Source organism: Akkermansia sp. BCRC 18949 (assembly GCF_045011645.1).
GTDB lineage: Bacteria > Verrucomicrobiota > Verrucomicrobiia > Verrucomicrobiales > Akkermansiaceae > Akkermansia > Akkermansia massiliensis.
In genome coordinates, this window is record NZ_CP123619.1 from 385,367 (window position 1) to 409,292 (window position 23,926).

General features: G+C 60.9%; 18 protein-coding genes and 1 tRNA gene. 8 read left to right on the top strand and 11 right to left on the bottom strand.

From position 1 onward, the window contains the following. Window positions 1–118: 118 nt before the first annotated feature. The 9 genes from P8A25_RS01590 to P8A25_RS01630 all read right to left on the bottom strand — a co-directional run bounded on the left by P8A25_RS01590 (window position 119) and on the right by P8A25_RS01630 (window position 12,790). Window positions 119–265, bottom strand: a complete 147-nt coding sequence (locus tag P8A25_RS01590) for an entericidin A/B family lipoprotein (protein ID WP_022397633.1) — start codon at window positions 263–265, stop codon at window positions 119–121. A gap of 267 nt (window positions 266–532) precedes the next feature. Next, entirely contained in the window at window positions 533–1,129 is a 597-nt protein-coding gene (locus P8A25_RS01595; protein ID WP_102722175.1) for a DUF4126 domain-containing protein, read from the bottom strand. 7 nt (window positions 1,130–1,136) lie between these two features. Further along, complete coding sequence (locus P8A25_RS01600) at window positions 1,137–2,639, bottom strand: flotillin family protein (RefSeq protein ID WP_022397631.1); 1,503 nt, start codon at window positions 2,637–2,639, stop codon at window positions 1,137–1,139. Between the two features lie 34 nt (window positions 2,640–2,673). Next, the gene (locus P8A25_RS01605; protein ID WP_215443742.1) at window positions 2,674–3,207 is read right to left on the bottom strand and encodes a hypothetical protein; all 534 of its coding nucleotides are present in this window, start codon (window positions 3,205–3,207) and stop codon (window positions 2,674–2,676) included. A gap of 81 nt (window positions 3,208–3,288) precedes the next feature. Continuing rightward, entirely contained in the window at window positions 3,289–7,719 is a 4,431-nt protein-coding gene (locus P8A25_RS01610) for an insulinase family protein (RefSeq protein WP_215443744.1), read from the bottom strand. A 107-nt stretch (window positions 7,720–7,826) separates the two neighbouring features. Next, window positions 7,827–9,032, bottom strand: a complete 1,206-nt coding sequence (gene lpxK / locus P8A25_RS01615) for a tetraacyldisaccharide 4'-kinase (protein WP_022397628.1) — start codon at window positions 9,030–9,032, stop codon at window positions 7,827–7,829. A gap of 31 nt (window positions 9,033–9,063) precedes the next feature. Continuing rightward, window positions 9,064–9,783: a C4-type zinc ribbon domain-containing protein gene (locus tag P8A25_RS01620; protein WP_215443746.1), complete on the bottom strand. Its 720-nt coding sequence runs from the start codon at window positions 9,781–9,783 to the stop codon at window positions 9,064–9,066. Window positions 9,784–10,240: 457 nt separating this feature from the next. Further along, window positions 10,241–11,548 carry a carbohydrate porin gene (locus P8A25_RS01625; RefSeq protein WP_215443748.1) on the bottom strand — a complete coding sequence of 436 codons (1,308 nt, stop codon included), beginning with the start codon at window positions 11,546–11,548 and terminating at the stop codon, window positions 10,241–10,243. Between the two features lie 183 nt (window positions 11,549–11,731). Further along, a complete protein-coding gene (locus tag P8A25_RS01630) occupies window positions 11,732–12,790 on the bottom strand; it encodes a ribonuclease D (protein ID WP_022397625.1) in 1,059 nt (352 codons plus the stop codon). A gap of 125 nt (window positions 12,791–12,915) precedes the next feature. On the opposite strand from P8A25_RS01630, the gene P8A25_RS01635 reads away from it, so the two are divergent. The 4 genes from P8A25_RS01635 to P8A25_RS01650 all read left to right on the top strand — a co-directional run bounded on the left by P8A25_RS01635 (window position 12,916) and on the right by P8A25_RS01650 (window position 20,050). Beyond that, a complete protein-coding gene (locus P8A25_RS01635; protein WP_022397624.1) occupies window positions 12,916–13,245 on the top strand; it encodes a hypothetical protein in 330 nt (109 codons plus the stop codon). 275 nt (window positions 13,246–13,520) lie between these two features. Beyond that, window positions 13,521–14,123, top strand: coding sequence for a hypothetical protein (locus P8A25_RS01640; RefSeq protein WP_404838740.1), 603 nt, complete (start codon window positions 13,521–13,523; stop codon window positions 14,121–14,123). Window positions 14,124–14,307: 184 nt separating this feature from the next. Beyond that, window positions 14,308–19,788, top strand: a complete 5,481-nt coding sequence (locus P8A25_RS01645) for an autotransporter-associated beta strand repeat-containing protein (RefSeq protein ID WP_215458442.1) — start codon at window positions 14,308–14,310, stop codon at window positions 19,786–19,788. After that, window positions 19,670–20,050, top strand: a complete 381-nt coding sequence (locus P8A25_RS01650; protein ID WP_215443498.1) for a PEP-CTERM sorting domain-containing protein — start codon at window positions 19,670–19,672, stop codon at window positions 20,048–20,050. The genes P8A25_RS01645 and P8A25_RS01650 overlap by 119 nt, the downstream gene beginning before the upstream one ends. 106 nt (window positions 20,051–20,156) lie before the next feature. Here P8A25_RS01650 and mazG read toward each other — a convergent pair whose 3' ends face one another. Next, window positions 20,157–20,966 (bottom strand): nucleoside triphosphate pyrophosphohydrolase, encoded by an 810-nt coding sequence (gene mazG, locus P8A25_RS01655; protein ID WP_102727560.1) that lies wholly within the window; start codon window positions 20,964–20,966, stop codon window positions 20,157–20,159. Between the two features lie 85 nt (window positions 20,967–21,051). Here mazG and P8A25_RS01660 point away from each other — a divergent pair, with 85 nt between their 5' ends. From P8A25_RS01660 to P8A25_RS01675, 4 genes are all read left to right on the top strand, one after another. After that, on the top strand, window positions 21,052–21,354 hold the full coding sequence (locus P8A25_RS01660) for a hypothetical protein (protein WP_404838741.1): 303 nt from the start codon (window positions 21,052–21,054) through the stop codon (window positions 21,352–21,354). Window positions 21,355–21,384: 30 nt separating this feature from the next. Continuing rightward, a complete protein-coding gene (locus P8A25_RS01665) occupies window positions 21,385–22,134 on the top strand; it encodes a ComF family protein (RefSeq protein ID WP_251828060.1) in 750 nt (249 codons plus the stop codon). A gap of 48 nt (window positions 22,135–22,182) precedes the next feature. Next, window positions 22,183–22,605 carry a thioesterase family protein gene (locus P8A25_RS01670; protein ID WP_251828057.1) on the top strand — a complete coding sequence of 141 codons (423 nt, stop codon included), beginning with the start codon at window positions 22,183–22,185 and terminating at the stop codon, window positions 22,603–22,605. An 85-nt stretch (window positions 22,606–22,690) separates the two neighbouring features. Then, window positions 22,691–22,766 (top strand) — tRNA-Lys (locus P8A25_RS01675). Window positions 22,767–22,953: 187 nt separating this feature from the next. On the opposite strand, the gene P8A25_RS01680 is transcribed toward P8A25_RS01675, so the two are convergent. Next, complete coding sequence (locus tag P8A25_RS01680; RefSeq protein WP_215443504.1) at window positions 22,954–23,844, bottom strand: hypothetical protein; 891 nt, start codon at window positions 23,842–23,844, stop codon at window positions 22,954–22,956. Window positions 23,845–23,926: the final 82 nt, after the last annotated feature.

A 23,926-nucleotide genomic window follows, 5' to 3' on the forward strand; every position in this document is an offset into this window, starting at 1 on the left:
GGCGGCAGAGCACTCCATGGAGAACCGCCATCCATGAAACGATGGGGGAAACTTTAAATCTTTGCCTCTTTTGAATTAAAAAGAGGCTCCAGGCTGGTGGCCGGATGCTTCTTCCGCTTTACTGCATGGACTCCCTGGTGGCCTGGGAGGCGTTGTCAATTTTGCTGCCCATGGCTTCCACGTCTTTTCCGATTCCGCTGATGGTGTTGCAGGAGGCAAGGCCGAGGGCGGCGGCGAGCGTCAGAAGGGCGAGTTTGGTATTCATCGGTGGAAGAGAGGTTGAAAGCCGCATCCTACCCTGCTTCCGGTTCCTTGTCAATGAGCCGAATGCTTGCCGGAACGCCTCTTTTTCCGGGCATGGGGCTTTCCGGCGGGGAAGAAAGTGGCTGTGCCGAGCCCGGATTCGGAAGTTATGTAAAAAATCTTCGCCGGGGACCTGGCGGCGGGTTATTGATGAAGGCCGCGGGGCCTTCATTCACGGGGGAATCGCTGCGTGGACGGCTGCCGGGAGAAGGGGGTTTTTTCCCCTTGGCTAGATTTCTCCCTCCGGACCGCCTGGAGAACGGCGCAGTTTCCTTTTCAGCGCCAGCCCCGTGCGGACCAGGAAGTAAATGGCCGCGGCGGCCAGCAGAACGGCCGCGACGGGAAGAACGCAGGCCAGCACGGCGACGATAGAGGCGGAAGCCGTTTCCGCCGTGGTGACGACGGAGTTGCCCAGTCCGCCCGTAGCGGCGGAGGCCGCTCCCCGGATGGCGGCCATGCCTCCGTGGATGATGCCTGCCGCTCCGCCTCCGGCAATGGCGGCCAGCCCCCATTTAAGCATGGGGTCCATGCTGCCGATGAAGCCGGCGGCCAGGATGGTTCCCGCAACGATGGCGGCGGGAGCTCCCAGCACGTCCAGCGTGTGGTCGATGACCGGGATGTAGTACGCCGCTATTTCCAGCAGCGTGGCTACGGAGAGGGTGACCAGCGCGGCCGTGCCGCCCAGCCATGCGAATTCCGGCGTCACCGTCAGGAAGCCTCCCCGGATGGCGATGGCGGCTACCAGCAGAGGCACAAAGATGCGGAAGCCGCAGGCCGCTCCCAGCCCGATGCCGAGCAAAACGCCCATGACGGCTTCCATATTCATCTGCGGATCAGTTCAGTTTAACGGTGGTTGCAGTCGTGGCCGCCTGGGTGGCGGCTGCGGGAGCGGCTGCGGCAGGGGCCTTTTTCTCTTCCGTGGATTTTCCCAGGAAGGAGGGCAGTTCCAGCCCCACGCTCTTGCCGAGCTCGTGGAGAGGCAGGGTGTCTTTCACCAGATTCTGCACGAATCCGCCCACGGAGGAATCCCCTCCGTTGCCCATGACGACTACCTTGTCAAATTTCAGGCCCTTGATGGCGCCGGACTGGAGTTCCACGATCTTGGTGAGCTGTTCGGTAATCAGGAGGCTGGAAGCGGCGTCGGACGAGCCTGCCGCCTGTACGATCTGCTGGAAGCCGCGGGCCTTGCCTTCCAGTACGGCTTCAATGGCGGCGGCTTCACCGCGGCCCACCATTTCCATGCCTTCCCCTTCCGCCTTTTTCTTCAGAAGGGTGGCCTGGGCTTCGCCTTCCGCCAGTTGCCGGATGGCTTCCGCTTCCGCCCTGCGCTGGATGAGCAGGGCCTGCGCCTTGCCTTCCTGTTCCAGCTTGAGCACTTCCGCCGTGGCCTGGGCCTGCACTTCGCGCTGGCTCTTTTCAATGCGGGCCGTCACCAGGATGTTGGCCTCCTGCGTGGCGCGTTCGCGTTCGGCGCGCTTTATTTCCGCTTCCTTTTCCGCCTCGTAGGCTTCTTCCAGGGTCTTGGCTTCCTGCACCTTCTGGGCCACTTCCGCCAGCTTCTTGGCTTCCGCCTGCTTCACTTGCAGCTTGGCGGCGGATTCCGCAATCTTGATCTGGGCTTCGTTCTGGCCCTCAATGGCAATGGCGCGGGCGTTCGCCACCTGGACGGTCTGGTCCTTTTCCGCTTCCGCCTTGCCGATTTCCCCGCGGCGCGTTTCTTCCGCCACCTTGATGGTGGCGTCATTGATGGCGCGCGCGGCTGCTTCCTTGCCCAGGGCGCTGATGTAGCCGGAGGCGTCCTGAATGTCCGTGATATTGGCGTTAATGAGGTGGAGGCCCACCTTGTGCAGCTCCACGTCCACGCCTTCCGTAATGCCCTTGATGAGTTTTTCGCGGTCGGAGTTGATTTCCTCAATGGTCATGGAGGCGATCACCACGCGCATCTGGCCCATGATGATTTCCGCAGCCAGGTTGCGGATTTCCTCCCGGGAGCGGCCCAGCAGGCGCGCGGCGGCGTTCTGCATGATTTCCGGCAGGGTGGAGATGCCCACGATGAAGGAGGAGGGGACGTCCACGCGGATGTTCTGGGAGGAGAGGGCGCCCTGGAGGGGCACGTCAATGTTGATGGGGTTCAGGTCCAGGTAGCTGTAGGACTGGAGGACCGGAAGCACGAAGGTGGAACCGCCGTGGTAGCATTTGGCGGGCTGGCCCGTGCCCACCTTGCCGAAGACGATGAGGATTTTGTCCGGCGGGCACATGCGGTAGCGGCTGAACAGCCAGGAGGCCGTCAGGATGATGAAGAGAACCAGAATGGCGATAGGGATGATTTGGTCCATGGTATTGGATGGGGTGTATGGTTGGGTTTATTGGTTAATGAAGAGGTTTGACGGTGACGACGCCTGCCGTGACGGCGACTACTTCCACCGGGGTTCCTGCGGGCAGGGATTGCTCCCCTTCCTGAACGGCGGGGAGGTACAGAAGCTGGCTGGGATGGGCGATCGTCACCTGTCCGCCGCGTTCAAGCCTGCCGGGAATGCTGATGTAAACGGTGCCGTGCATGCCCTTGAGGGTTTCATAGTTCAGGGTGCCGTCTGATTTGAGGCTCATGATGAAGCGCATGGAGATGCCGATGATCAGGAACATCAGCACGCCGGTGAAGAAGGCCGCTGCCAGGGAGGCGGCCATTCCCCAGCCCAGGCCCTGGGCGAGCACGCCGCCCCAGCCGAAGCCCAGGAAGAAGCCGATGCCGGATTTAATGGACAGCAGGCCCACGTCCGCGCCGCCGGCGTCCGCGTCAAAGTCCAGGTCATGTTCCCCCAGCCCGAACAGGGACAGGAGAAACAGAAGCGCTCCCACGCCCGTCGCGGCCACGGCGATGATGAAGAAAATGGAGTAATCAGTCATAGGGTAGATTGATTGCCGGGAGTATCCATGTTTGGAGCCCGCTTGTCTATGGAAAAAGGAACGGCGGCCGGATATTCCGGCCTATTTCATTTCCACCACGGCTTTTTCCCCCTTCTTGAGCTCCAGTTCCCGGAGCAGGAGGAAGTCGTTGGTCAGCAGGCCGGCCTTCTCCACGGGAGTGGCGGTTTCTCCAATGGTGACGGTGGCCTTTTTGGCGGTGATCCTGTTGGGGAACCAGACGCCCAGGCGCGCCTTGGCGTCCTTGTTGGCCGTGACGGTGAAGCCCTTGGCGGCGTCCGCGGGGTCGTTCCACTCAATATGCCACGGGGACGGAGCGCGGGATTCGTCCAGGCGCGCCGTCCAGGCGGGATCCCCGTAAAAAGCCACGGTATCCCGGTCATGGATGAGGCCCATCTGGTCCTTGCCCATGCCGTAGCCGGCGGAGTTCATGCCCTTGGCAAAGTCCGGGTCGTCCTTGATGCCGTTGATGTCCGGCGCGTTAAAGTTGACGTTCATGAGCTTGGGGAAGCGGGTCATGGTTTCGTCCAGAATGAACTGGTTGTTCAGGTACCAGGCTTCCGCCAGGCTGGAGGCGTCATGGTTGCTGAACAGGAGTCCCAGCGTTCCCCAGCCGCCCTTGCCGTACCAGGAGGGGACGGTGTAGCCCACCAGCTGGTTGAAGCCGTAGTGGCTCAGGGCCGTGACGGCCATGGAGTTCTTCGTTTTTTTAGTGTCTCCTATCAGGCAGTTCCCCGCCGCCACCCAGACGGCCGGGACCGGCTTGATTTCAATCGCCGGAGCCTTGATTCTCTCAAGGAAGGAGAGCAGGTCGTCCTCCTTCCCGTTGAAGATCGCGCCGCGCAGGAAGGTGGTGAATTCCTTGAACTGCTTTTTGTCCAGCACGTGGAACCGGTTATTGCCGGAGACGATGATCCCCTTGCCGAAAGGCATTTCCAGATTGAACTGGGTGGCGTGGGAGGCCGTCACAAAGAGCTGGGGAGCGTAAAGTTCCCAGTATTCCACGAGCTTGGGCGTCACGCCCAGCGTGGTTTCATCCCCGCGGTCCTGTTCCTTCAGGCCCTTCACGTAAAAAGCGGGCGTTACCTTGCCCTTGGAATTGTGCTGTTCCAGGTACTGGAAGGGCTGCCAGTCCGTGATGCTCATGCTGTCGGTGAAACGGGAGGCGTCCACGTTGGTGGTTCCCATGGAGCGGCTGATCACGAGCGGCTGCGTTTCAGAGGCTATCCTCATGGCGTCCTGCGGGGTGTAGCCCGTGACGATGCCCCAGATGCAGTCCCCGTACGGGTCGTCGTCCAGGCGGCGGGTCAGGCGGTGCAGGTCATTGACCAGCACCCGGTCTATTTCTTCCGGTCGCGCGACCACGGCCATGAAGCGGGGAGCCATTTTCTTGAGCGTGTCCAGCTTGGCGAACATGGAGTCCTTCACGGTGACGATGGAGCCTCCGTGCTTTTCAGCCAGCTTGTCCGCCACGGCCTTCCATTCCGGCATGGCGGCGGTTTCCTCGGAGATGATGATGGCGTAGTCATTCTTGCCGGAGTCTTTTTTTATGGTTTTCACGGCAGTGGCGTGAATGCAAAAAGCCGCCGTGGAGACGGCGGCCTGGGTAGCATCGGGTTTGTCCGCCTGCTTTTCAGCAGGCGGAGCTTCCGCGGCCGGATGGTCCGGCAGGATGTTCAGGTTGAGATGTTCTCCCTTGCCGAAGATGTCTTTGGCAAGCTTGTTGACCTCTTCCACGGTGATGGCTTTCACGTCCGGAATGCTTTCCCTCTGCTGGGCCAGCCGTTCCGGTTTGGCCTGGGAATCCCTCAGCACGGAGGTCCAGTAGCCGTTGTCGCGCTGGGCGCGGTCCATGGAGTTGAGAATGGGGTTGCGGGCGCGGTCCAGTTCCTCCTGGGTGACGTTCCCCTTGCCGAGGTCGTCCGCAATCCTGGCAATCGCATTCCGCACGGCATCCTTGTTGCGCATCACGCCGGAGCTGAGGGTGATGATGTAGCCGTCGTCCGGGTAGGTTTCACTGATGTTGAGCCCGGTGGAGGGGGAGTAGGTTTCCCCCATGTCTTCGCGCAGGCCCTTGAACACGCGGTCATAGAAGACGGCCTTGAGCATGTTCAGCCTGCGGGCCAGCTTTTTGTCTTCTCCGCCGGGCGTTTTCCAGAAGAGGCAGACCAGCGTCTTGTCAATGGAGGAATCATAGGTCAGGTCCTTGGAGAAGTTGAAGTCCGCCATGGCAGGGTGGCGCAGTTTTTCATCCAGCTTCGCAGGGGCGTCCGCACGTTTGGGCACCGCGCCTACGGTGCGTTCCAGCAGGGGAATGATGTCTTCCGTCTTGAAGTCCCCCGTGACGGTCACTTCCATGTAGTTGTTCTTCAGGGGGGCGTCCACCCAGTCCTGCACGTCCTTGACCTCATAGGAAGCCAGTTGTTCCTGCGCGGGGAAGGTGAAGCGGGGATTGTTCTTGTACAGGATGGCGGGCACCTGCATCTTCATGGCTCCCTGAACCTCATGGTTCAGCTTGTTGTAAAGCATGGGGATGGCGCGGCGGAGCAGGGTGACGCCGTCCTGGCGGTAGCCGGGGTACATCAGGTAGGCCGTCTGGAGCTGGAGCTGCGTTTCCAGGTCTTCCTTGCTGGTATTTCCGGAGAGCAGGAAGGAGCGGTCCGTCATGGAGAAGCCCACGCCGACTTTCTTGCCTGCCATGATGGCGGCCAGTTCGTCGTTGGAGTGGTCCTTCAAGCCGCCGCCGTTCATCACGGCGCCCGCAAAGAGTTCCAGCCCGGAGGCTTTTTCCGGCCTGCTCAGTTCCCCGCCGTCCACGGCAAAGGTGATGTTGATGGAATCCTTGTCGAACTCCGTGGGCTTCAGGTTGACGCGCACGCCGTTGGAAAGGGTGAGCTGGGTGACTCCCAGGTCAGCGGCTTCCGCGCGGGCCGTCACCTTGCCGGGTTCCCCGAATTTGTAGGAGAAGTCCTTCCGGCTGTCCGCCTGGTAGGGCTCCACCTTGGAGGCCCGGGCGTCCTGGTACGTCTTCATGATTTCGGCGCTTCCCTGGGCGTTTTCCTTGTTGGAGGTGACGATCACGCGGGGGAAGGCTCCGGTCCAGGCTTCCTTCAGAGCGGCCTGGCATTGTTCGGGCGTCAGGTTTTCCACGACTTCCCTGGAGATGGCCCAGTCTTCCTGCGGCGTGGTGAAGACCTTGTCCTGCGCGGCGCTCTGGGCGATGGCGGAGGCCACGTCTTCCGACTTGACGGTGGGCCAGGATTTGATGGCGTTTTCCGCGGCGGCAGTGATGTTGCTGCGGGCTTCCGCCAGTTCCTCCTTGTTGAAGCCGAATTCGATGGCCCGGCGCAGCTCCTGTTCAATGGCGGTCAGGGCCGGCTTCCAGTTCTTGTAGTCCGCCTGGGTCTGGATGGCGTCCACTTGCGCCGCTTCCATCACGTCCATGCGTCCGCCTTCCGCGGAAATGAAGGGGCAGTCCGCATTCTTCGCCATCTTTTCCAGACGGCGGTTCAGCATGGCGTAAGCCACGTTGAGGGGAATGTCCTCGTTGCGGTTGGCGACCGTGTCCGGCTTCTTCACGTAGGGACGGGCGATGTTGACGCTGACTTCCGTGCTGGTGGCCTCCTTGTTGGTGATCCAGTGGGCGGTGGTTTCCGTGGCCGTCTTGAGCGCGCCCCGGTCCGTCTGGAAGGAGTAATTGTCCTTCTTCATGGAGCCGAAGTATTTTTCCACCCAGGCCTTGCCCTGTTCCGGCGTGATGTCCCCGGCGATGACGAGCTGCATCTGGCTGGGGACGTAATGGGTCTGATAGTAGTTTACAAATTTTTCCCGCGGCGCGGTACGGATTACTTCCAGCGTGCCGATGGGGTAGCGGTCGGGAATCCTGGTGCCGTCAAGCATGATGGAGAAGACCTCCTTCATGACCCGGTAGCCGGCGGAATCCCGCGCCTTGTATTCACTGGTGATGATGCCGCGTTCCGCGTCAATGGCGCTTTCCTCCAGCAGGGCGCCGTCCGCAAAATCCCTCATGATGGTGAAAGCCAGGTTCACGGTGGACTCCTTCATGCTGGGCACGTCCATCATGTACACGGTTTCGTCAAAGGCGGTGTAGGCGTTCGCGTCCCCGCCCAGGCCCAGGCCTTCCTTCTGCATGGCGGGAATCATTTCCCCGCGCTTGAAATGCGTGCTTCCGTTGAAAACCATGTGTTCCAGGAAGTGGGAGATGCCCTGGATGTCATCCGTTTCATTCAGGGAACCCGTGTTGACGCGCAGGCGGATGCTGAACCGGCCCTTGGGCTCCGCGTTCGGGCGGATGAAGTAGGTCAGCCCGTTGGGGAGCTTTCCCTTGATAAGCCGGGGATCCTGCTTGGGAATGCCTGCCGCCGGTTGGACAGCGGCGGCCTGGGTCTTGTTTTCTGCTGCGGCTTCGGCCAGCGAATGGGCCGGGAGTAGGCACGCGGCAGCCAGAATGGAGGTGATGGTAAATGCCTTCATGGAAAAATACTGCCCTCTTGTTTCACACGATTTTCCGGGCAAGTCAAGCGGCCTTCTCTGCATAAAAGCGGTGAATTTCCGGAGAACCTCCGGAAACGGAAGCCATATCAAAAGGATGAGGAAGGCATCCATTCATCCCGCGGGCGCGGCTCTGAAATTCCGCAGATGCGGTCCACGCAGCGCTCCCACGCCTCCCGGCCCTGGTAGATCTCCACCTCAATGCGCAGGAAGTAAATGGGAACCTCCGGGTCTTCCTCCGGTTTTTCCAGCCGCACGGCGTCCTTCTCCGTGGTCACGATCATGTCCATGGCCCGGTCCGCGCAGCGGTCGTAGAACTCCTGCAATTCCGCTTGTTCAAACCAGTGGTGGTCCGGGAACCTGCGGCAGATTTCCACGTGGGCGCCCAGGGAGCGCAGGGAATCTTCAAAGCTTTCCGGGCGCGCGATGCCGCTGAGGCACGCCACCCATTTCCCCTGGAGGGCCTCCAGGGGAAGCCGTTCCCCCGTGAACACGTTTTCCAGGTACCGGGGGCCGTGGTCGCTCACGATGATGTCCGCCACGGGATTGTACTTCCTGATGGCGGCGATCAGCTCATCCTGGGGCTTGCCGCCGCATTTGGTCAGAACGATGTAGCTGGCGCGCGCCAGGCTGCCCCTGGGCTCCCGCAGGGTGCCGCGCGGGAGCATGGCCCCGGTGCCGAAGGGCGCGCCGCAGTCCACCAGCACGATGTCCAGTTCATGAGCCAGTTTCAGGTATTGCATGCCGTCGTCCAGCAGCAGGGTGTCGCACCCCAGGTGTTCAATGGCGAAGATGCCGGACTTGATGCGGTTCTTGTCCACCAGAACCGCCACGCCGTCCAGGTTCTTGGCAAGCATGAAGGGCTCATCCCCGGAATGCAGGGGGCCCAGGTAGCGCGTTTCCCCGTCGCTGGCGATCTTGGGCAGGTTTTCCGGCTGGCGGCCGTCCTTGTCCTTCCACTCCTGGGGCTTGTCCAGGTCCGCGCTCTTGTAGCCGCGGGTCAGGATGGCTACCTTGCGGCCGCGCTGGGTGAGGGTGCGGGCCAGCAGTTCCACCACCGGAGTCTTTCCGGTGCCCCCCACGGTGATGTTCCCCACGCTGACCACCAGCGTTCCCAGCCTGGCCTGCTTCGCGATGCTGGAGTGGAACAGGTACAGCCGCGCCAGCACCACCAGCCTGAACAGCCAGGAGGCCCCGCGCAGGACCATGCGCATCATGGAGGCGCGGAACCCCTTGGCCCGGCCGAAGATGACTTCCGTCCCCCACTCTTCAAACTCTTCCGATCTGGATTTCATGATAAGCCCGGCGGCGCGCCTGGAAACTCCGTCAGTGGAGGATGCGGTGGCAGCTGTCGCAGTAAACGGTTTCGTGGCCGCCCAGCACCTTCATGCGGGCGTTGTCCGTAATGACCATGTGGCAGCCGCCGCAGTGGCCTTTTTCATCCATCGGCACAATGACCGGGACTCCCTTGCTTTTGGTCATCCGTTCGTATTCCCCCAGGGAATCCTCCGGAACGGCGGCGGCCAGGTCCGCGCGTTCCGCATTCAAGTGGTCCAGAAGCTCCTTGTCCGTTTCCGCCGTCCGGTCAAAGCGGGCCAGCGTTTCCTCCATCTCGCGCTGGGCGTCCCGCGCGCGCCGGATTTTCTGCTCCATATCCGTTTTCGCGGTTTCCAGGCGTTCCATCAGCTCCAGCTCGGAGGTTTCCAGGGCGTCAATGGCGGCTTCCGTCTTCTCCACCTCCTGAATGCACATCTGGTATTCCTCGTTTTTCCGGGTGTTGGACTGGAGGGTTTTCATCTTGCCGATGTAGGCGCGCTTGGTTTCAACGGCGGCTTCCACGTCCCGTATGCTCTTCTCAACGCTCGCGACTTCCTGCTTGGCGGCCAGGGCCTTCTGCTTGATGACCTCCATCTGGCGCAGGAGGCGCGTTCTCTGTTCCGGCAGGGAGGCCAGCTCCTTCCGGAGTTTGGAGATCCGCACGTCCTTTTCCTGAAGGATCAGCAACTGGTCTAAATCGGCATGATTCATCGCCTGCCACCCTAGCATGCCCCGGCGGGGTGGAAAAGATTTTTTCTCGGCTCCGGGGCGGCGGCCCTTCCGTCTTTTTACGGTGCAGGGAAGCGGCGTCCCGTGTTTCGGGGGAAAGGAGGTTTTCCTGAGAAACGGCCTCCCGTTTCCCGCTGAGTATTTCAAGCAGGGCCTTCTGCTGCGCCGGAGTGCCGCCCTGTGCGGGCGGCGGCATGGAAAGTTCCGCGTACTGCCGCGCCAGTTTGTCTTTCTTCTGCCGGTTCTGCCAGAAAAGGAAGGCGCACACGGCAAGCACGCAGGCGCAGGCGGCTGCCAGGACCGTGTATGAATGGCGGTTGGAGGGCATGACGGGAGAGACTAGCCGTGCATTGTAGAGAAAGACGCTCCCCTGTTCCAGGTAAATCAACAACGGGGAAAAGAAAGTCTGCCGTGCCGCCATGGGGGCGGAAGCCTTCCGCGGCTGTTCCGGCGGCTCTTAAAACGTCAGGATGGTTTGGAGCCGGAAGACGCTGGCGTTTCCGGTGTCGTCCCGGCCCGCGGGGTTGGAAATCCACAGCAGGGAGGGCTGGATCAGGAACCAGGGAGTCACGGAAATGTTATAGTGGCATTCCATCACCACTTCCTTTTTGCTTCTGGAACGGCCTTCCGCCATGCTCCCGTCGTCCGGGCGGGTCACGGCCAGGGCAATGCCGAACTGGTTGGCTTCCCCCTCCTCGCAGACGCCCAGGTGCTGGAGAGGCTGGCTGCAAACGAAGCCGCCGGACCATTGGACGGCGGCGCCGCAGAAGTTGTCCCGCGTGGAATCGCTCCAGCCCGCGCGGCAGAAGGCCTTCCACGGGCTGCCGCCAAGCTGCTGCTCCACGTTCAGGGCGATCCCGGCCACGGTGTGGAGGTTCTTCCTTTCCTCCCCGTCCGGCAGTTCGTTGATGCGGGCCATGAAGGGGGTGAGCTTGACGGCCCCGGAATCATGCACCCACGCCAGTTCCGCCAGGACGTTGAAATTCTTGCCGTCCGTGTGTTTCAGCGGGGAGGCGTTCTGGGGGCAGCTGGTGAAGTTGCCGCCCAGCATGGCGTACCACTGCTCATGGAACTGGTGCTGGAAGATGACGCCCAGGTTGGAATCCGCCATGGGAATCACCTGGTTGTTGACGAAGGGGGAGGCGCAGAACTGGCCGAAGGAGGAATTGGCGTAGCTGTTGGTGTCAAAATAATTCGTCTGGTTCACCACGCCCGCGATTATGGCGCTTTTTCCCCGGTTGAAGGTTTGCAGGAGCGCTATTTCCGGCAGGAAGAAGATTCTTTCCCCGAAGATGTCCGTATGCGTGTCTCCCGTCAGGCCGATGGCGTCATTCATGTTGCCGCCCCTCCACGTCTTTCCGGTCAGCGCAGTGGAGCCTGAAAGCTCCAGTTTCAGCCACGTTTCCCGGTTGCTGGGCGCCTGGATGAGGCGGTAATTGGCGTGGGCGTGCAGCAGGTACCAGAGCTGGGTGCCGGGCTTGTCCGGAGCCGGGTGGTGGATGGAGTTGTAGGAAAAGGCGTTTTCCACCAGGAATTCCAGTCCGGCGCGGTGCGCTTTGGAGTGGAGGCCGGTCAGGGCCTGCGTAAGGGAATCGTTGGGGATGGGGGCCGTCTCGTCCCCGTAATCCCCGCCCAGCAAATTGATGTCCGCCAGCAGGTGGGCCGGAGGTTCCGGCTGGTCCGGGCGGAGCATTTCGGTTCCTGCCTGTCTGCCCTGGGCGGCGAAGGCTCCCAGAAGGCCGAGGATGATGAGGGGACGGTACATGTTGTCAGGTGAATAGGTAAGCGGTGCAGGGGGCGGAGGGGCCCTATCCTAAGGGATGGGGCAGGAGGAGGAAAAGCGGCAAATCACCCCCGTTGAGTCATGACGCAGCCGGCGGGGCATTTCTGCCGCGGAAGGTCCGGTTCAGAGGGAAATGCCGGAAGCGCGCCGGAAAGACGGGGCCGGTTAAAAGCCCAGGGCTTCCTTCTGCCAGTTCAGCAGGGTGGAGACGCCTTTTTCCCTGTCTTCCGCAATGGCTTCCAGGGAGGCCCGGGTAATCAGGAAGGAGCCTTCCATGCCCAGTTCTTCAGCCTTTTCATCCCTGAGCTTGGACAGGCGCGCCAGATTGGCCTCAAACTGGTCGGAATGCTGGCGGCGCTGGATGCGCGGGCGGCAGGGATAGTCGTCTTCATCCAGCAGGTAAAATTTCTGGAGGGCGTCCATGAACCGGCTGCGCCTGTGGGAGTGGAAGCGGGGCGGAGGAGTCACGGTGCGCTGTTCCTGAAGGGCCAGACTCCACTGGATGAGGTCCGCGTTGGAGCAGACCATGAACGCGGGCTTGTCCCACGCTTTAGCCTCCGCATCGCGCCATGTCCACAGTTCCCGGAGGGCGGCCAGCCCTTTCCTGTTCAGCTTGCCGCAGCCCTGGATGCGCCAGGGGTCCTGATGGCCGGCCAGATGGCGTTCCCGGGCTCGGTCCATGGAGTGCCTGCAAATCTCTTCAAACCAGCCCATGCGTCCTTTTTCCCGGAGGGCGGCCGTCAGTTTGTCCGCCATGTCCAGCATGTAATTCACGTCGTTCAGGGCATAGGTGACCATGGTGGGGGAAAGGGGGCGCCGCGCCCAGTCCGCCTTTTGGGAGGACTTGCTCAGGGCTACGCCGTGGAAATGTTCCACCAGGGCGGCCAGCCCGAACTGGCGGAAGCCCAGCAGGCGCGCCGCCGTCTGGGTATCCCAGATCATGGCGGGCAGCGTTTCCCAGGCGTTCTGGAAGAGGCTCATGTCATAATCCGCCCCGTGCATCCAGACTTCCGTTTCCTTCAGCCAGTTGTAAAACGGCCCCATGTCTTCAATGGAGAGAGGGTCGATCAGGCAGGAGCCCGTTTCATCCGCGTACTGGATCAGGCAGATCTTTTCCTGATAGCGGTGCAGGCTGTCTGCCTCCAGGTCCAGGACTACCCGTCCCGTGGGCTGTGCGGTGGCGCGCTTGCGCCATTCCAGTAATTCCTCTTTCTCGCTAATCATCTTATTGCAACAGAGCGGGATTGAACCATGTATCAGCACGCCGGGCAACTGGAAATGCAAAAAAAGTGCTGATGGGGCAATCATGTATTGCCTATTTCCCGGAAATAGGGCACGAAGAAAGGCGCATGGAAGAGGAAGCTACAGAAACCGGACGCAACCACGGAGAACAGCCTTTGGACGAATTGATGAAGCGCTGGCATCTGACCAACCACGATCTGGTGGAGATTTCCCCGGAACAGCTTACCCACAAGCAGGTTCAAAAGGCCCGGCAGGGACGCCAGCTTACCTTGAAAATGATGCAGAAGGTGTGCCGCGCCTTGAACGTGGCCATCTGGGAGCGGCTTACCCCCATGCAGAAGGAGCAGTATTTTGAATACATGCACAAGCATGTGTTCAGCTATGCCAAGGGGTATGACCCGGCCTGGAAGGATCCGAACATGGACATGATGGCCTGATTCCGGACCTCTTTTCCGCCGCGGAGGCACGCGTTCCCTTTTCCGTTTCTTGTTTCGCGCTTCCGGGGGAAACCGGGCTGCGGCAGGGAATTTTTTTACAAGGCTGGCGGTTTTTATGAAGCGCCCTGATGCCCCGTTTTTTCCCGTTTTTACGGGAGATGGGCAGATCGTCCCGGGTATGGTATTGTGTTCCAGCGGGATGGAAAAAAACAGACATTCCATTTGACAGCCAGAAAACCAGGGTGTATACGCCGCGCTCCTTTTTATCCGTCATCATGATGAATATTGCTTTTATTACCTGTTTCGTCGGTGTTCTGGGGATGTGTGCGGGAGCGTCCCTGGCCGAGGGCAAGCCGTGGTCCGGAGAAAAAGTTCCGCTGGCGGAGGACGGCGCGGTGGTTCTGGATGACAATGAATACCTGCTGAACCTGGCGGATTATGAAAAACTGGAGCAGGGAGGCGGTTTGCTGGTGCGGTATGCAGCCGGAAAGAACGGGCTCCGGGAAGACTCCGGCGCGTTCTATTTTGAAAACAGCCATGGAAAAATGGTGAGCGCCGCCGTGGAGCCGGTATCCGGAAATGCCGGAAAAACGGAACCGGAGCGTCTGGCCCTGGTCAGTCCCGCTTTCCCGCTGAATCCGGAAGGTAAGTGGAGCCTCAAGCGGAAGAGCAGGCCAGCCGAACTTTACCGGAAGAAGGTGGCCGTCTCCCACATGGACCAGGAATACACGTTCCAGAGCCACGAAGATGCGCAGGTGAAACTGGTGCACGGCGTGCTGGCAAATGCCCTGGTATCGGGAAATAACCGCTCCAAGAGTTATAACTCTTTCAAGGTAAGCCGTCCTACCCCCCCCCCCCCCCCCCCCCCTTCTTTCTGACTCGCTGAAGGAAAATTCCGGTTCTTCAGACGGGGAGGAAGAGGCAAGGGAGGAGGACGGACAGGCGGAAAGCCATGGGGACCGGGAGAAGCCGGAATCCGGGCTGCATCTTGCGGAGAACGCCGTTGCGGTTTCCGGCCCCGGCAGCCTTGCCGCGGTCCCGCGCGCGGGGCAGGACATCACCGTGACCGGAGGTGGAAGCGTTGCACTGGAGGAAGGATTTGACGGAACGGTGCGGATGGAAGGTTCCGGAGATATTTTCCTGGACAGCGTCAATGTCAGTGACGGCGGCAACAAGGAAAAGCATTACGGCCTGAATATCCGGATGGACGGCGGCCCCGGCTCCAAGGTGTATCTGGGCTTCACGAGCTCTACGGCGCGCACGGCTTTTTTAGAGGGTACCGTTTCCGGTACGGGGACGCTGGTGTTTGAGAACACCAGCCGCAGCCGGGTAAGCATTTTTGACCTGACGGGCGCGGACATGAGCGGTTTCAGCGGCGTGGTCCAGGCGGCGGCGCCGCGTTCCAGCCTCTCCTCCGAGGGGTATAATACGCCCGTCCAGCTTCAGGCGGCGGGGAATATGAACGCCACGGTCATGGACCTGTCCGTGATCCGCCAGGGCGGCAAGGACCCCGCCGGGCTGGGAGGCTGGCTGACGGACAGTGCAGGGACCCCCTCCATGGTGATCCTGAAGCTGGAGGGTGATTTGACCATCTCCGGCCTGGAAGGGGCCACGGCCGGTTCCTCCTCTCGCGTGACGGTGGGCAATGGGACTGCCGCTACCCTGACCATTGACGGTGCGGAGAACCATGAATTCAAGGGAATGATCGGCGCCGCGGGCGCGGACGGCGGCTACTACGTGGGGACGGAGAAGAATGAGAGCTACAAGAATACCCAGCTTGTGGAGGCGGACGGCACCGGAGTCATCAATCTGGTCAAGAAGGGAAGCGGGGAGCAAACCGTTTATTCTGGCCGGCTGGGCAGTCTGGACATTCAGGGCGGCGTTTTCCGCCTGGGGGCGGATGGGGCCCTGACCGTAGGGAATTCCTTTTCCACTTCCTCCGGCGGCTTGCTGGACATTGCGGCAGGGGCCGCCCTCGCGCTGGATTACCATGAAGCGGCTTCCCGGCTGGGGGGAATGAATTGGCGGTCCGCCGGAACGCTTGTCTTCAACAAGGGGCTGGTTCTGGATGTGGACGGAACGTTTCAACTGGATTCTTCCGTGCAATTTGCGGAGGGCAGCCTGCTGACGGTAATCATGCCCGCATCCGGCATTCAATCCGGAGAATCCCGCAAGCTGGTTTCCGTGACGGAGGGGAATACCCTCTTCTTTGCGGACGCCGTGCAGCGGGAAAAGGTCAGGTACGCCACGGGCAGGGATGCCGACGGCAGCTGGATTTACCGGGAGCTGGACGTTTACAGCGGACTGACCCTGAATGTGCAGGGGGGAGGCCAATGGCAGATGCTCGTAACCGGGCTGGATTCCACTTCCCTGGAAGGCACCTATTTTGACGCGGACAAGTTCAATTATTACGTCTGGCAGGGGAACGGTTCCAAGGTCCCGAACGGCAGCGTATGGTCAGACGGCGCGGCAGGCGCCAGCCCGTGGGAAGGCGGCCTGACGTTCCGCAACGGAGAGCGTGAAGTCTTCTTCGGCATGCAGGATTTATCCGGCCACGCCGTGGACGGCTTTGACGTCATCCTTGACGGAACGGTGCGCGTCTCCAGCCTGACGGTCTCCGTGGACAAGGAGGCGAACGGCGGCATGGGCTATGTCTTCCACGCCGCGGACGGCGGCGCAGGCAGCATTGCGGACGCCGGACCGGACCGCGCGGGCGAGCTGGTCAAGGAGGGCGCGGGCATGCTTACCCTGGCTACCGGCAATACTTTTTCCGGCGGAACGGAAATCCGGGAGGGCAGTATTCTGGCCGCCCGTGAAGGAGCCCTGGGCGCCGGGGACATCCGCATGGCGGACGGAACGGAACTGTATGTCAACTACCCCTTTGCCACGGAGCTGGATTCCTCTTACCGCAACCCCTCCATTGCCAACAACATCCGGATCGGGACGTCCTCCAAGGACACGGCGAAGGTGGTCATCGGCTACTCCCCTCTTTCCCTGGCGGAGAAGGAAGACCTGCCCGGCGCAGGTTCCTCCGGCTACCAGTGGGATTACCTGACTTCCCGCCACTGGCGCACGCTGTCCCTGACCGGCAGGCTGGACGGCTATGGGGAACTGACGCTGATGGGCTATACCTCCACGACGGCGGGCGGCCAGGACAAGTGGGTAAGCATGTTCCACATCTGCGATGAAAGCCTGGCCCCGGGGGAGAAGTCCAATTTCACCGGCACGGTCAAGCTGGACAACTACATTCTGTATTCCGAGGCGGACTCCCCCGCCAATGCGGATGCCAACAACGACATCCTGGCCATCCGGAAGCCCGGCGCCGTACAGCTCATCGTGGAAGACGATGCGCTGCGGAACGCCAAGGTGGACCTGACGCGCGCCCATACCGTGAACGCGGCGGACAACGGCACCGCTTTTGAAGGAAAGGAACGCATGGACCTTTACCACATCCTCCTGGTGCAGAAGGATGCTGTTCTGGCGGGGCTGCAAGGGGATTTGATCGGGAAAACGCAGGACAGCGAGTATTACGGCAAGACTTGCACCGTGGGGAGCGAAGTGGATACGCTGCGCGTGCTGACCAACTCCAACAGTACGCTGACGCTGGATGTGGATGGTACGGAAAAGCTGTATTTTGCCGGTGTCTTCGGGACGGCATCCACGTATGGTTCCGCTACCTCCGGCAAGGTGACGGCCGCAAGCAGGGAAACCCTTTCCCTGACCAAGACGGGCACGGGAGCACAGTACATCCATACGGCCGCGGTCAACCGCCTGGTGCTCCGGGAGGGGACGCTGGGCTTCAACAGCCTCAACGTGAAAACGAGCGCCGTCCTGTACGGAGGAACCAACTTGAATCTGGGAGTGACGCGGGGCATCGCCTCCGACGGCACGGCGCAGGAGTGGGGCGCAGCGGGGGGAGGCATGACCATCAATCCCGGTTATGCGCTCCACATCGTGACGGACAGGACCGTAAACGCCGGTACGGGGGCAGGGGCCGTTGCGGTTCCTGAAACGGCGGTGGTGAACGGTTCCGTGACGGTATCTGATTCCTCCTTCCTGTATTTTGACTGCTCCATCCTGCCCTCCGAGCTGCAGGAGCATCCCCTGCTGGCCGTCAAGGGGCTGGAGGACATCGCTGATTCCGGCAGGTTGAACCTGAACGGCGATATTCTGGTGCGTTTCGGGGGATACGATTTTGGAGAAGCGGACACGGTTGACAAAAAATACTACCTGGCGACGACGGAAAGCGGCATTTACGTGGACGGGGCGCTGGGCGGCTTTCAAACCCGCACGATTTCCATCGGGAACGGGTGGTTCGGCATCATCAAGGTTTCCGGGGACAACATGAACCTGGTCATGACGGTGACCAATACGCCCATCCGCACCTGGTACAACGGGGAAAACCGGAGCGAGGGGGAATACGTGGCCGCCACGGACAACGTCTGGTTTGCCAATGAATTGCCCGAAGGGGAGGGGACCGACCGCAACCACTGGCTGGAGGGCCTGGACAAAAATCTGGGCCTTAACGGCTTTTACCGGGATACCTACCATGTGGCCTTCGGCGCGGAAGGAGCCGGGAAAACAGGAATGGTGGAAAGGGAGGAAGGAAAGGATTACAACGTGGTGCTCATCAGGGGGGAAGTGCGCCCCGCCTCCATCCGCGTGAAGGATGACGTCAACTACATCTTCCGCGCCCATGCGGACGGGGGCCTGATTGCGGACGGGGAGCTTCCGGATGACTATGAAACCAGCAACTGGAAAACTATTCTGACCAAGGACGGAGCCGGAACCCTGGTGATGGAGACGGCCAACACGTATTCCGGCGGAACGGAAATCAACGGCGGCAGGGTAGTCATGAGGGATGCCGGAGCCCTGGGGACCGGGGAAATCCGGATGTTTGACGGCACCTCCCTGGCGCTGGACTACCAGAGCGGGGGCTTTATCCAGAAGGTGGCTCTGCTGAATAACCTGCTGACGGTGGCGGAGGATTCCGTGGTGACGGTGTCCCATACGGACAGGGTGATCGGTGGCGTCATTTCCACGGTCCGGGGGGATTCCACCGCCAACCTTGTCCTGCAGCATGCCAACGGCAGCGGCCAGACCGTTTTCCAGCTGGATGACGGCTCCAAATTCCATGGAAAGATCAGCATGAGCGGGACGCAGGACGGCCAGGGAACGGTGCAGGCCTGTCTGGACCGGAACACGTGGGAAGAAGCCGGTTTTGATTTAAGCCTGAATGGTGTGCAGAGCACGATACTGCATCTTGATTCCGTGGAGGACGTCCATCACATCACCCTGGCCGGCATCATGGGGCAGGATGAGGCTTCCTTCGTGACCACGGAAGCCAGCGCGGGGCGCGATTCCTCCACCACCCTTTTCCTGGCGGTGGGGACGCAGGACCGGATTTATTGCGGCAATGTGGGCTTTGGGCAGTACATCGACATGTATGATACGGGCCTGCGCCATGATTCCGGCTACATCAGCCTGGTGAAGACGGGCATCTTTTCCCAGACGGTGGGGAATGCGCGCCTGGCTTCCCTGCAAATTGACGCGGGTTCCCTCAAGGTGGTAAACACTCTTCTGCTGGCCGGGGAATTGAGCGTGGCGCAGGATGGCAATCTGGTGGTGGGCCATGACGAATGGCAGGGGCTGTACGATTATGACGTGCAGGTCAACGACGGCGGCGTTCTGCGCCTGGGCTCCGGCTTTGGTTCCCTGACCGGGACTCCCTACACGGAAGACGGAGTTCAGAAAACCGGCAATATGATTCTTCTGAACGGCGGAGGCGTGCTGGGCATGCTGGACGCGGACTGGAGCAATGAGAATGAAATGGTGGTGAACGCCGGAGGGAAGGCCTTTGTGCTGGATACGACGGGTTACGATCCGGACTCCATGACGGCCTCCGGAAACAGCCATGTCATGACGCTCAACGGAACCGTCAAGCTCGGCGGCGCCTCCGGAACCATCATCGTCAAGAACGGCAATGCAGGCAAAAACGGCCGCGTGGTGCTGGGCGCGGCCAACACCTGGGACGGGGTCTACCAGGTAACGGACCATGCCGCGCTGGAGCTGGCGCATGCGGGCGCGCTCAATACGAAAGCCGGAGTCGAACTCCAGGGAGCGGGCTTTTCTAGGTTCTTCCGCCGGAGTGGGAATCGTGCAGGGAGCAGGCTCCGCGGCCCGCGCCCTGTTCAACGGCGTCAACGTGAACGTCAGGACGGGAGCGGCGCTGGCCCATACGGAATTCTCCGGCTCCGTGCTGGAGGTGGCCGCAGGGCAGGAGGCCCGCGTGACGGACATGCTCATTCATGCGGCGGATTCCGGCATCAGGCTGGGCGCGTTTTCCTCCCTGGCCGTCACTGGCGTTTCCACAACGGATTCCGTGCCGAACCTGAACATCAGCTATGCGGACGGCAACTTTTCCATGACAGCTCCCGATGCGTGGACGACCAATGCGCTGATTACCGGGGCCGGGCAGGCCTCCGTGGACTTCTCCGGCGGCGTGAACCTGCTGCTGACGGAGTGCTCCGGCAGCCTGATTGAAAAACTGGTGGAAGCCCGTGTGAGCACCATCAACTTCTTGCTGTATGACGGCTCCCTCACCAATGCCTTCAGCGGGGATTACTCCCTGGCCACCGTCCTTTATGACGCCGCCCTGAAAAACGCCGGCTTCATCCTGGCAAACGGGGACTCCTGGATGCGCGACGGCGTGGTGACGCTGGTGCGCACGGTTCCCGAACCCGGTACGGCCTCCGTGGCCTTGCTGGGCCTGGGCGCGCTGCTGCTGCGCCGCCGCAGGAGCTGAACTCCTGAAAAACATTCCGGCGCCGCGCGCATGAATCATGCAGACGGCGCCGGAAAAGGCAAAGCGGAGAACCGGAACAAGGCCCGGTCCGGGAAATGGAAATACTTTATTGGGCGGACTTCGCCTGCTGCCAGCGTTCCTCCATGGCGTCCAGCGAGGCTTCTTCCAGGGAAAGGCCGTCTTTGGCAAGCAGGCGTTCCATTTCATTGAAACGCCGCTCAAACTTCCTGTTCGCCCCGGCCATGGCCGTTTCCGGGTCTATTCCCTTCTTCCGGCACAGGTTGACTACGGAAAACAGGAGGTCCCCCAGTTCTTCCGTGACGTGCGGATCTTCCTCCGGCACGGGAAGGATTTCCTCGCATTCCGCGGTTTCCTCCTTCACTTTATCCAGGGCGCCCTGGGCGTCCGGCCAGTCAAACCCCGCTTTGGCGGCTTTTTTCTGGAGCTTCCATGCGCGGAGCATGGGCGGCAGCCCCTTGCCCGTTCCGTGAAGGTACGGGGTGGCCTCCGCGCCTTTTTCCTGGCGTTTGATCTTGTCCCACTGGGTCAGCACGGCATCCGTCGTGTCTGCCGTGGACTGGGCAAACACGTGGGGATGGCGGCGGACGAGCTTTTCACTCACTTCCGCGGCCACATCGTTGAAATTGAAACGCCCGGCTTCCCGGGCGATCTCCGCATGAAAAACCACTTGAAGCAGAACGTCGCCCAGCTCCTCCCGCATCTGCTCCCAGTCGTCCCTCTGGATGGTGTCCACCACCTCGTAGGCTTCCTCAATCATGTTGGAAATCAGGGAGTGGTGGGTCTGTTCCGCGTCCCAGGGGCAGCCCTGGGGAGCGCGCAGGCGTTTCATGATGGCGATGAGGCGCTGCATTTGAAGGGCAGGCTCGCGGCATTCGATCATTTCAGTGTCGTTCATGACGGAGCCATACTAATCGCGCAAGGGCGGATGACTAGCAAAAATTCCTCTTTACCCGGAACGGTTCTTCCCTACACTCGCCCCCATGGAAGTTCACACGTGGAAAGAACGCACGGAAGAGGGCACCCTGGTATACAGGGCATGCCACCACGCCAGCAAATGGAAGCTGGAATGCGCCCCCAAGGTGGGCCGTGCGGAACGTGACGATGTGGAGTGGGAACACGTGGGATTCACGCGGGCGCACTGGGTGACCCTGCGCGACGTGCTCTGGCGCAAGTACCAGCGCAAACGCTGCCCGTGGCGTTTTATTGAAGCCATAGACAAGCTTCTGGAAGACATGCCGGAAGAGGAGGAAACCGGTTCTCCCGATGGGGAGGACGGGCGGTAGGAACTCCCTTCAACTTCTGCCGTGCCGGGGATGCTGGGAGCGGTTTTCAGGGAATGGCTCTCCTGGGTGTACCCTTTCGTCTGCGAGTTGTGCGGACGGGGCGGACTGGACGGCTGTCATGTTTGTCCGGAATGCCGGGAGCGTTTCGTGCCCATTGAACCTCCCTGCTGCGCCGTCTGCGGAGAACCTGCGGAAGGTTCCTTCATCCCGTCCGGGTTATGCGCCCGCTGTGCGGAAACGGCTCCGTCCTTTGAGGAAGCCCGCGCCGCATACGTGAACGAAGGGGCATTGAGGGAGCTTCTGCTGGCCTTCAAATATGCGGGGGCCGTGCATCTGGCCGGAACCTTCGCCGGGATGATGGCGGAGGCCGTGCGCGGAAATCCCCACTGGTTCGGAGGAAAAAAGCGCCTGCTCGTTCCCGTGCCCATGCACCGCCGCAAGCTGGTGCGGAGGGGGTACAACCAGGCGCAGGAACTGGCGGTGCTGCTGGGGAGGGAACTGGGCTGGCCCTGTGCCGGGGTGCTGAAACGCCTGCCTGACCGGCTGCCCCAGGCCAGCCTGGCGCGGGAGCAGCGGCTCAGGCACGCCCGCAGGATTTATGCCGCGGATGAAAAAAGAATCAAACGTCATCCCGTCGCGGGAAGGGACGTGCTGCTGGTGGATGACGTTTTTACGACCGGGGCAACGGCGGACGCCTGCGCGCATCTGCTGCTCCGGGCCGGGGCGGCCTCCGTTTGCGTGCTGACGCTGGCGCGGACGCACCATGCATGGCATGGCTGAACCGGAATTTCCTTTCAGCTTCACCGTTTCCTTCCTACAATGGCAGTCATGAATCCGGAGCTCATGTTTCATACGGAAGACGAAGTCATGTTTTATGATACGGACTGCGGCGGAGTGGTTCATAACCTGGCCTACCTGCGCATGATTGAAGCCTGCCGCACCAGGCTGGGAGCCAAATTGGGCATGGATTACAAAACCATGAGCGATTTGCAGCAGTTCGCCGTGGTGGTCCGCCATGAAATCGACTACGTACGCCCCGCCGTGCTGGGGGACACCATTCTGACGACGGGATGGCTGCAATCCGTGGAACGGGCCCGGTTCTGGTGCGATTTTGAAATGCGCCGCGCCTCCAACAACGATCTTCTGGTGAGGGCCCATCAACAGCTGGCCCTGGTCCGGATGCCCCAGGGGCGCCCCGCGCGCATTCCAGCTGAATGGCGTGCGCGGTGGCAGGAATACATGGAATCCTGATCTTTTTTTGTCCGTCTTCCATTTTGCGCTTGCCATGAAAGGGGGCGTGGTGTTTACTGCCTCCGCCCTTCCAGCAAGGGTAAGTGCTTGGGTAGCTCAGTTGGTAGAGCAGTAGACTTTTAATCTATTGGTCCCGGGTTCGAGTCCCGGTCCAAGTACCATTCCCTTTCATACGTTGAAACTCCGCAGGAAGTATTTCCGGGCGGAGTTTCTTTTTTGAGGTAGCCGGAAAACGGGCGGGAACGTGGTATTCCTCCATCCAATGAGCATGGGAATGGGTATTGCCGTGCTGCCCGGTCCGTGAGGCCGCCGGTGGAACGGAAAGACGGAACCGGGCGGGGATGTCCATCAGGGCAAATCATGCCGGACGGCGCGTTCTATTTCATGGAACAGCAGGAAATGGTCTTTCAAATGGTACAGCCATGATCGGATGTCGGCCAGTTCGTGGGTTTCCAGCATGACCACCGGGAAGATGAACGGATTTTTTTTAACGGAGACTTCAATGAGGCCGATGATTTCATTCCTCCTGCTCAGGACGGGGATGGCGAGGTATTGCATGTATTTTTCCTCCGGGGGCTGGTTGCGCTTCCGGAAGAAGCTGCGCCGCACTTCCGCCGGCCCGGAGAGGACTACGGGGCTGAGATGGCGTTCAGCGAACAATTGTTCATCCAGCATGGAGGGAGTTCCCGTCACGGGCCGCGGAGGCTGGGCCAGCAGGGACGGGATGTCGTTATTGTGTTCTCCCTGCGCGTAGCCTGTGACGCGCAGGAAGGTCTGGCCCTGCTGCCGCTCCGCCTGGATGTAAAGCACTTCAAAGATGAGGGAGCTTTTATATTCGGCCAGGGCTGCGGCGATGGTGGAACACAGGAACAGGCAGGCGGAGTTGAAGCTTTCCGTCGTTGCGCGGGAGCCGTCCGCTTTTTTCTCCCGGCGGTTTTCTCCATTCAGCTTGTTGGCGAAGTTTTCATATTCCCCGCTGAGGGCGGCGTAGGTTTTTTTGTAAAGAGCCGCACTGCGGTTTTTCAGGGTGCAGGCCTGTTTCTTCATCTCCCGGTTCCTGTTGATCAGCCTCTGGCATTCCACGTGCCACACGATGAAAGCGGCGCCCAGGATAACCAGCAGGACGATTTTTCCCGTGTTGGCGCCTTCCATGGGCGTCCCTCCGATGATGGAGATCACAACGACCAGGATGGGCTGGAACAGGTTTGCTTTTTTGAGGAAGGAGGGCTCTTTGAACATAAGAAAGATGCGGGAGAAAGGTTGGTTGAAAAGAAGGTGATGCTGTATAAGTCTTGTTAAAGGTGTGTTATTTGTTGATTAT

Bases quoted from the DNA above. Each gene is read 5' to 3' on its own strand.
- P8A25_RS01590 (WP_022397633.1), bottom strand. From the start codon at position 265: ATGAATACCAAACTCGCCCTTCTGACGCTCGCCGCCGCCCTCGGCCTT.
- P8A25_RS01595 (WP_102722175.1), bottom strand. From the start codon at position 1,129: ATGAATATGGAAGCCGTCATGGGCGTTTTGCTCGGCATCGGGCTGGGA.
- P8A25_RS01600 (WP_022397631.1), bottom strand. From the start codon at position 2,639: ATGGACCAAATCATCCCTATCGCCATTCTGGTTCTCTTCATCATCCTG.
- P8A25_RS01605 (WP_215443742.1), bottom strand. From the start codon at position 3,207: ATGACTGATTACTCCATTTTCTTCATCATCGCCGTGGCCGCGACGGGC.
- P8A25_RS01610 (WP_215443744.1), bottom strand. From the start codon at position 7,719: ATGAAGGCATTTACCATCACCTCCATTCTGGCTGCCGCGTGCCTACTC.
- lpxK (WP_022397628.1), bottom strand. From the start codon at position 9,032: ATGAAATCCAGATCGGAAGAGTTTGAAGAGTGGGGGACGGAAGTCATC.
- P8A25_RS01620 (WP_215443746.1), bottom strand. From the start codon at position 9,783: ATGCTAGGGTGGCAGGCGATGAATCATGCCGATTTAGACCAGTTGCTG.
- P8A25_RS01625 (WP_215443748.1), bottom strand. From the start codon at position 11,548: ATGTACCGTCCCCTCATCATCCTCGGCCTTCTGGGAGCCTTCGCCGCC.
- P8A25_RS01630 (WP_022397625.1), bottom strand. From the start codon at position 12,790: ATGATTAGCGAGAAAGAGGAATTACTGGAATGGCGCAAGCGCGCCACC.
- P8A25_RS01635 (WP_022397624.1), top strand. From the start codon at position 12,916: ATGGAAGAGGAAGCTACAGAAACCGGACGCAACCACGGAGAACAGCCT.
- P8A25_RS01640 (WP_404838740.1), top strand. From the start codon at position 13,521: ATGATGAATATTGCTTTTATTACCTGTTTCGTCGGTGTTCTGGGGATG.
- P8A25_RS01650 (WP_215443498.1), top strand. From the start codon at position 19,670: ATGACAGCTCCCGATGCGTGGACGACCAATGCGCTGATTACCGGGGCC.
- mazG (WP_102727560.1), bottom strand. From the start codon at position 20,966: ATGAACGACACTGAAATGATCGAATGCCGCGAGCCTGCCCTTCAAATG.
- P8A25_RS01660 (WP_404838741.1), top strand. From the start codon at position 21,052: ATGGAAGTTCACACGTGGAAAGAACGCACGGAAGAGGGCACCCTGGTA.
- P8A25_RS01665 (WP_251828060.1), top strand. From the start codon at position 21,385: ATGCTGGGAGCGGTTTTCAGGGAATGGCTCTCCTGGGTGTACCCTTTC.
- P8A25_RS01670 (WP_251828057.1), top strand. From the start codon at position 22,183: ATGAATCCGGAGCTCATGTTTCATACGGAAGACGAAGTCATGTTTTAT.
- P8A25_RS01680 (WP_215443504.1), bottom strand. From the start codon at position 23,844: ATGTTCAAAGAGCCCTCCTTCCTCAAAAAAGCAAACCTGTTCCAGCCC.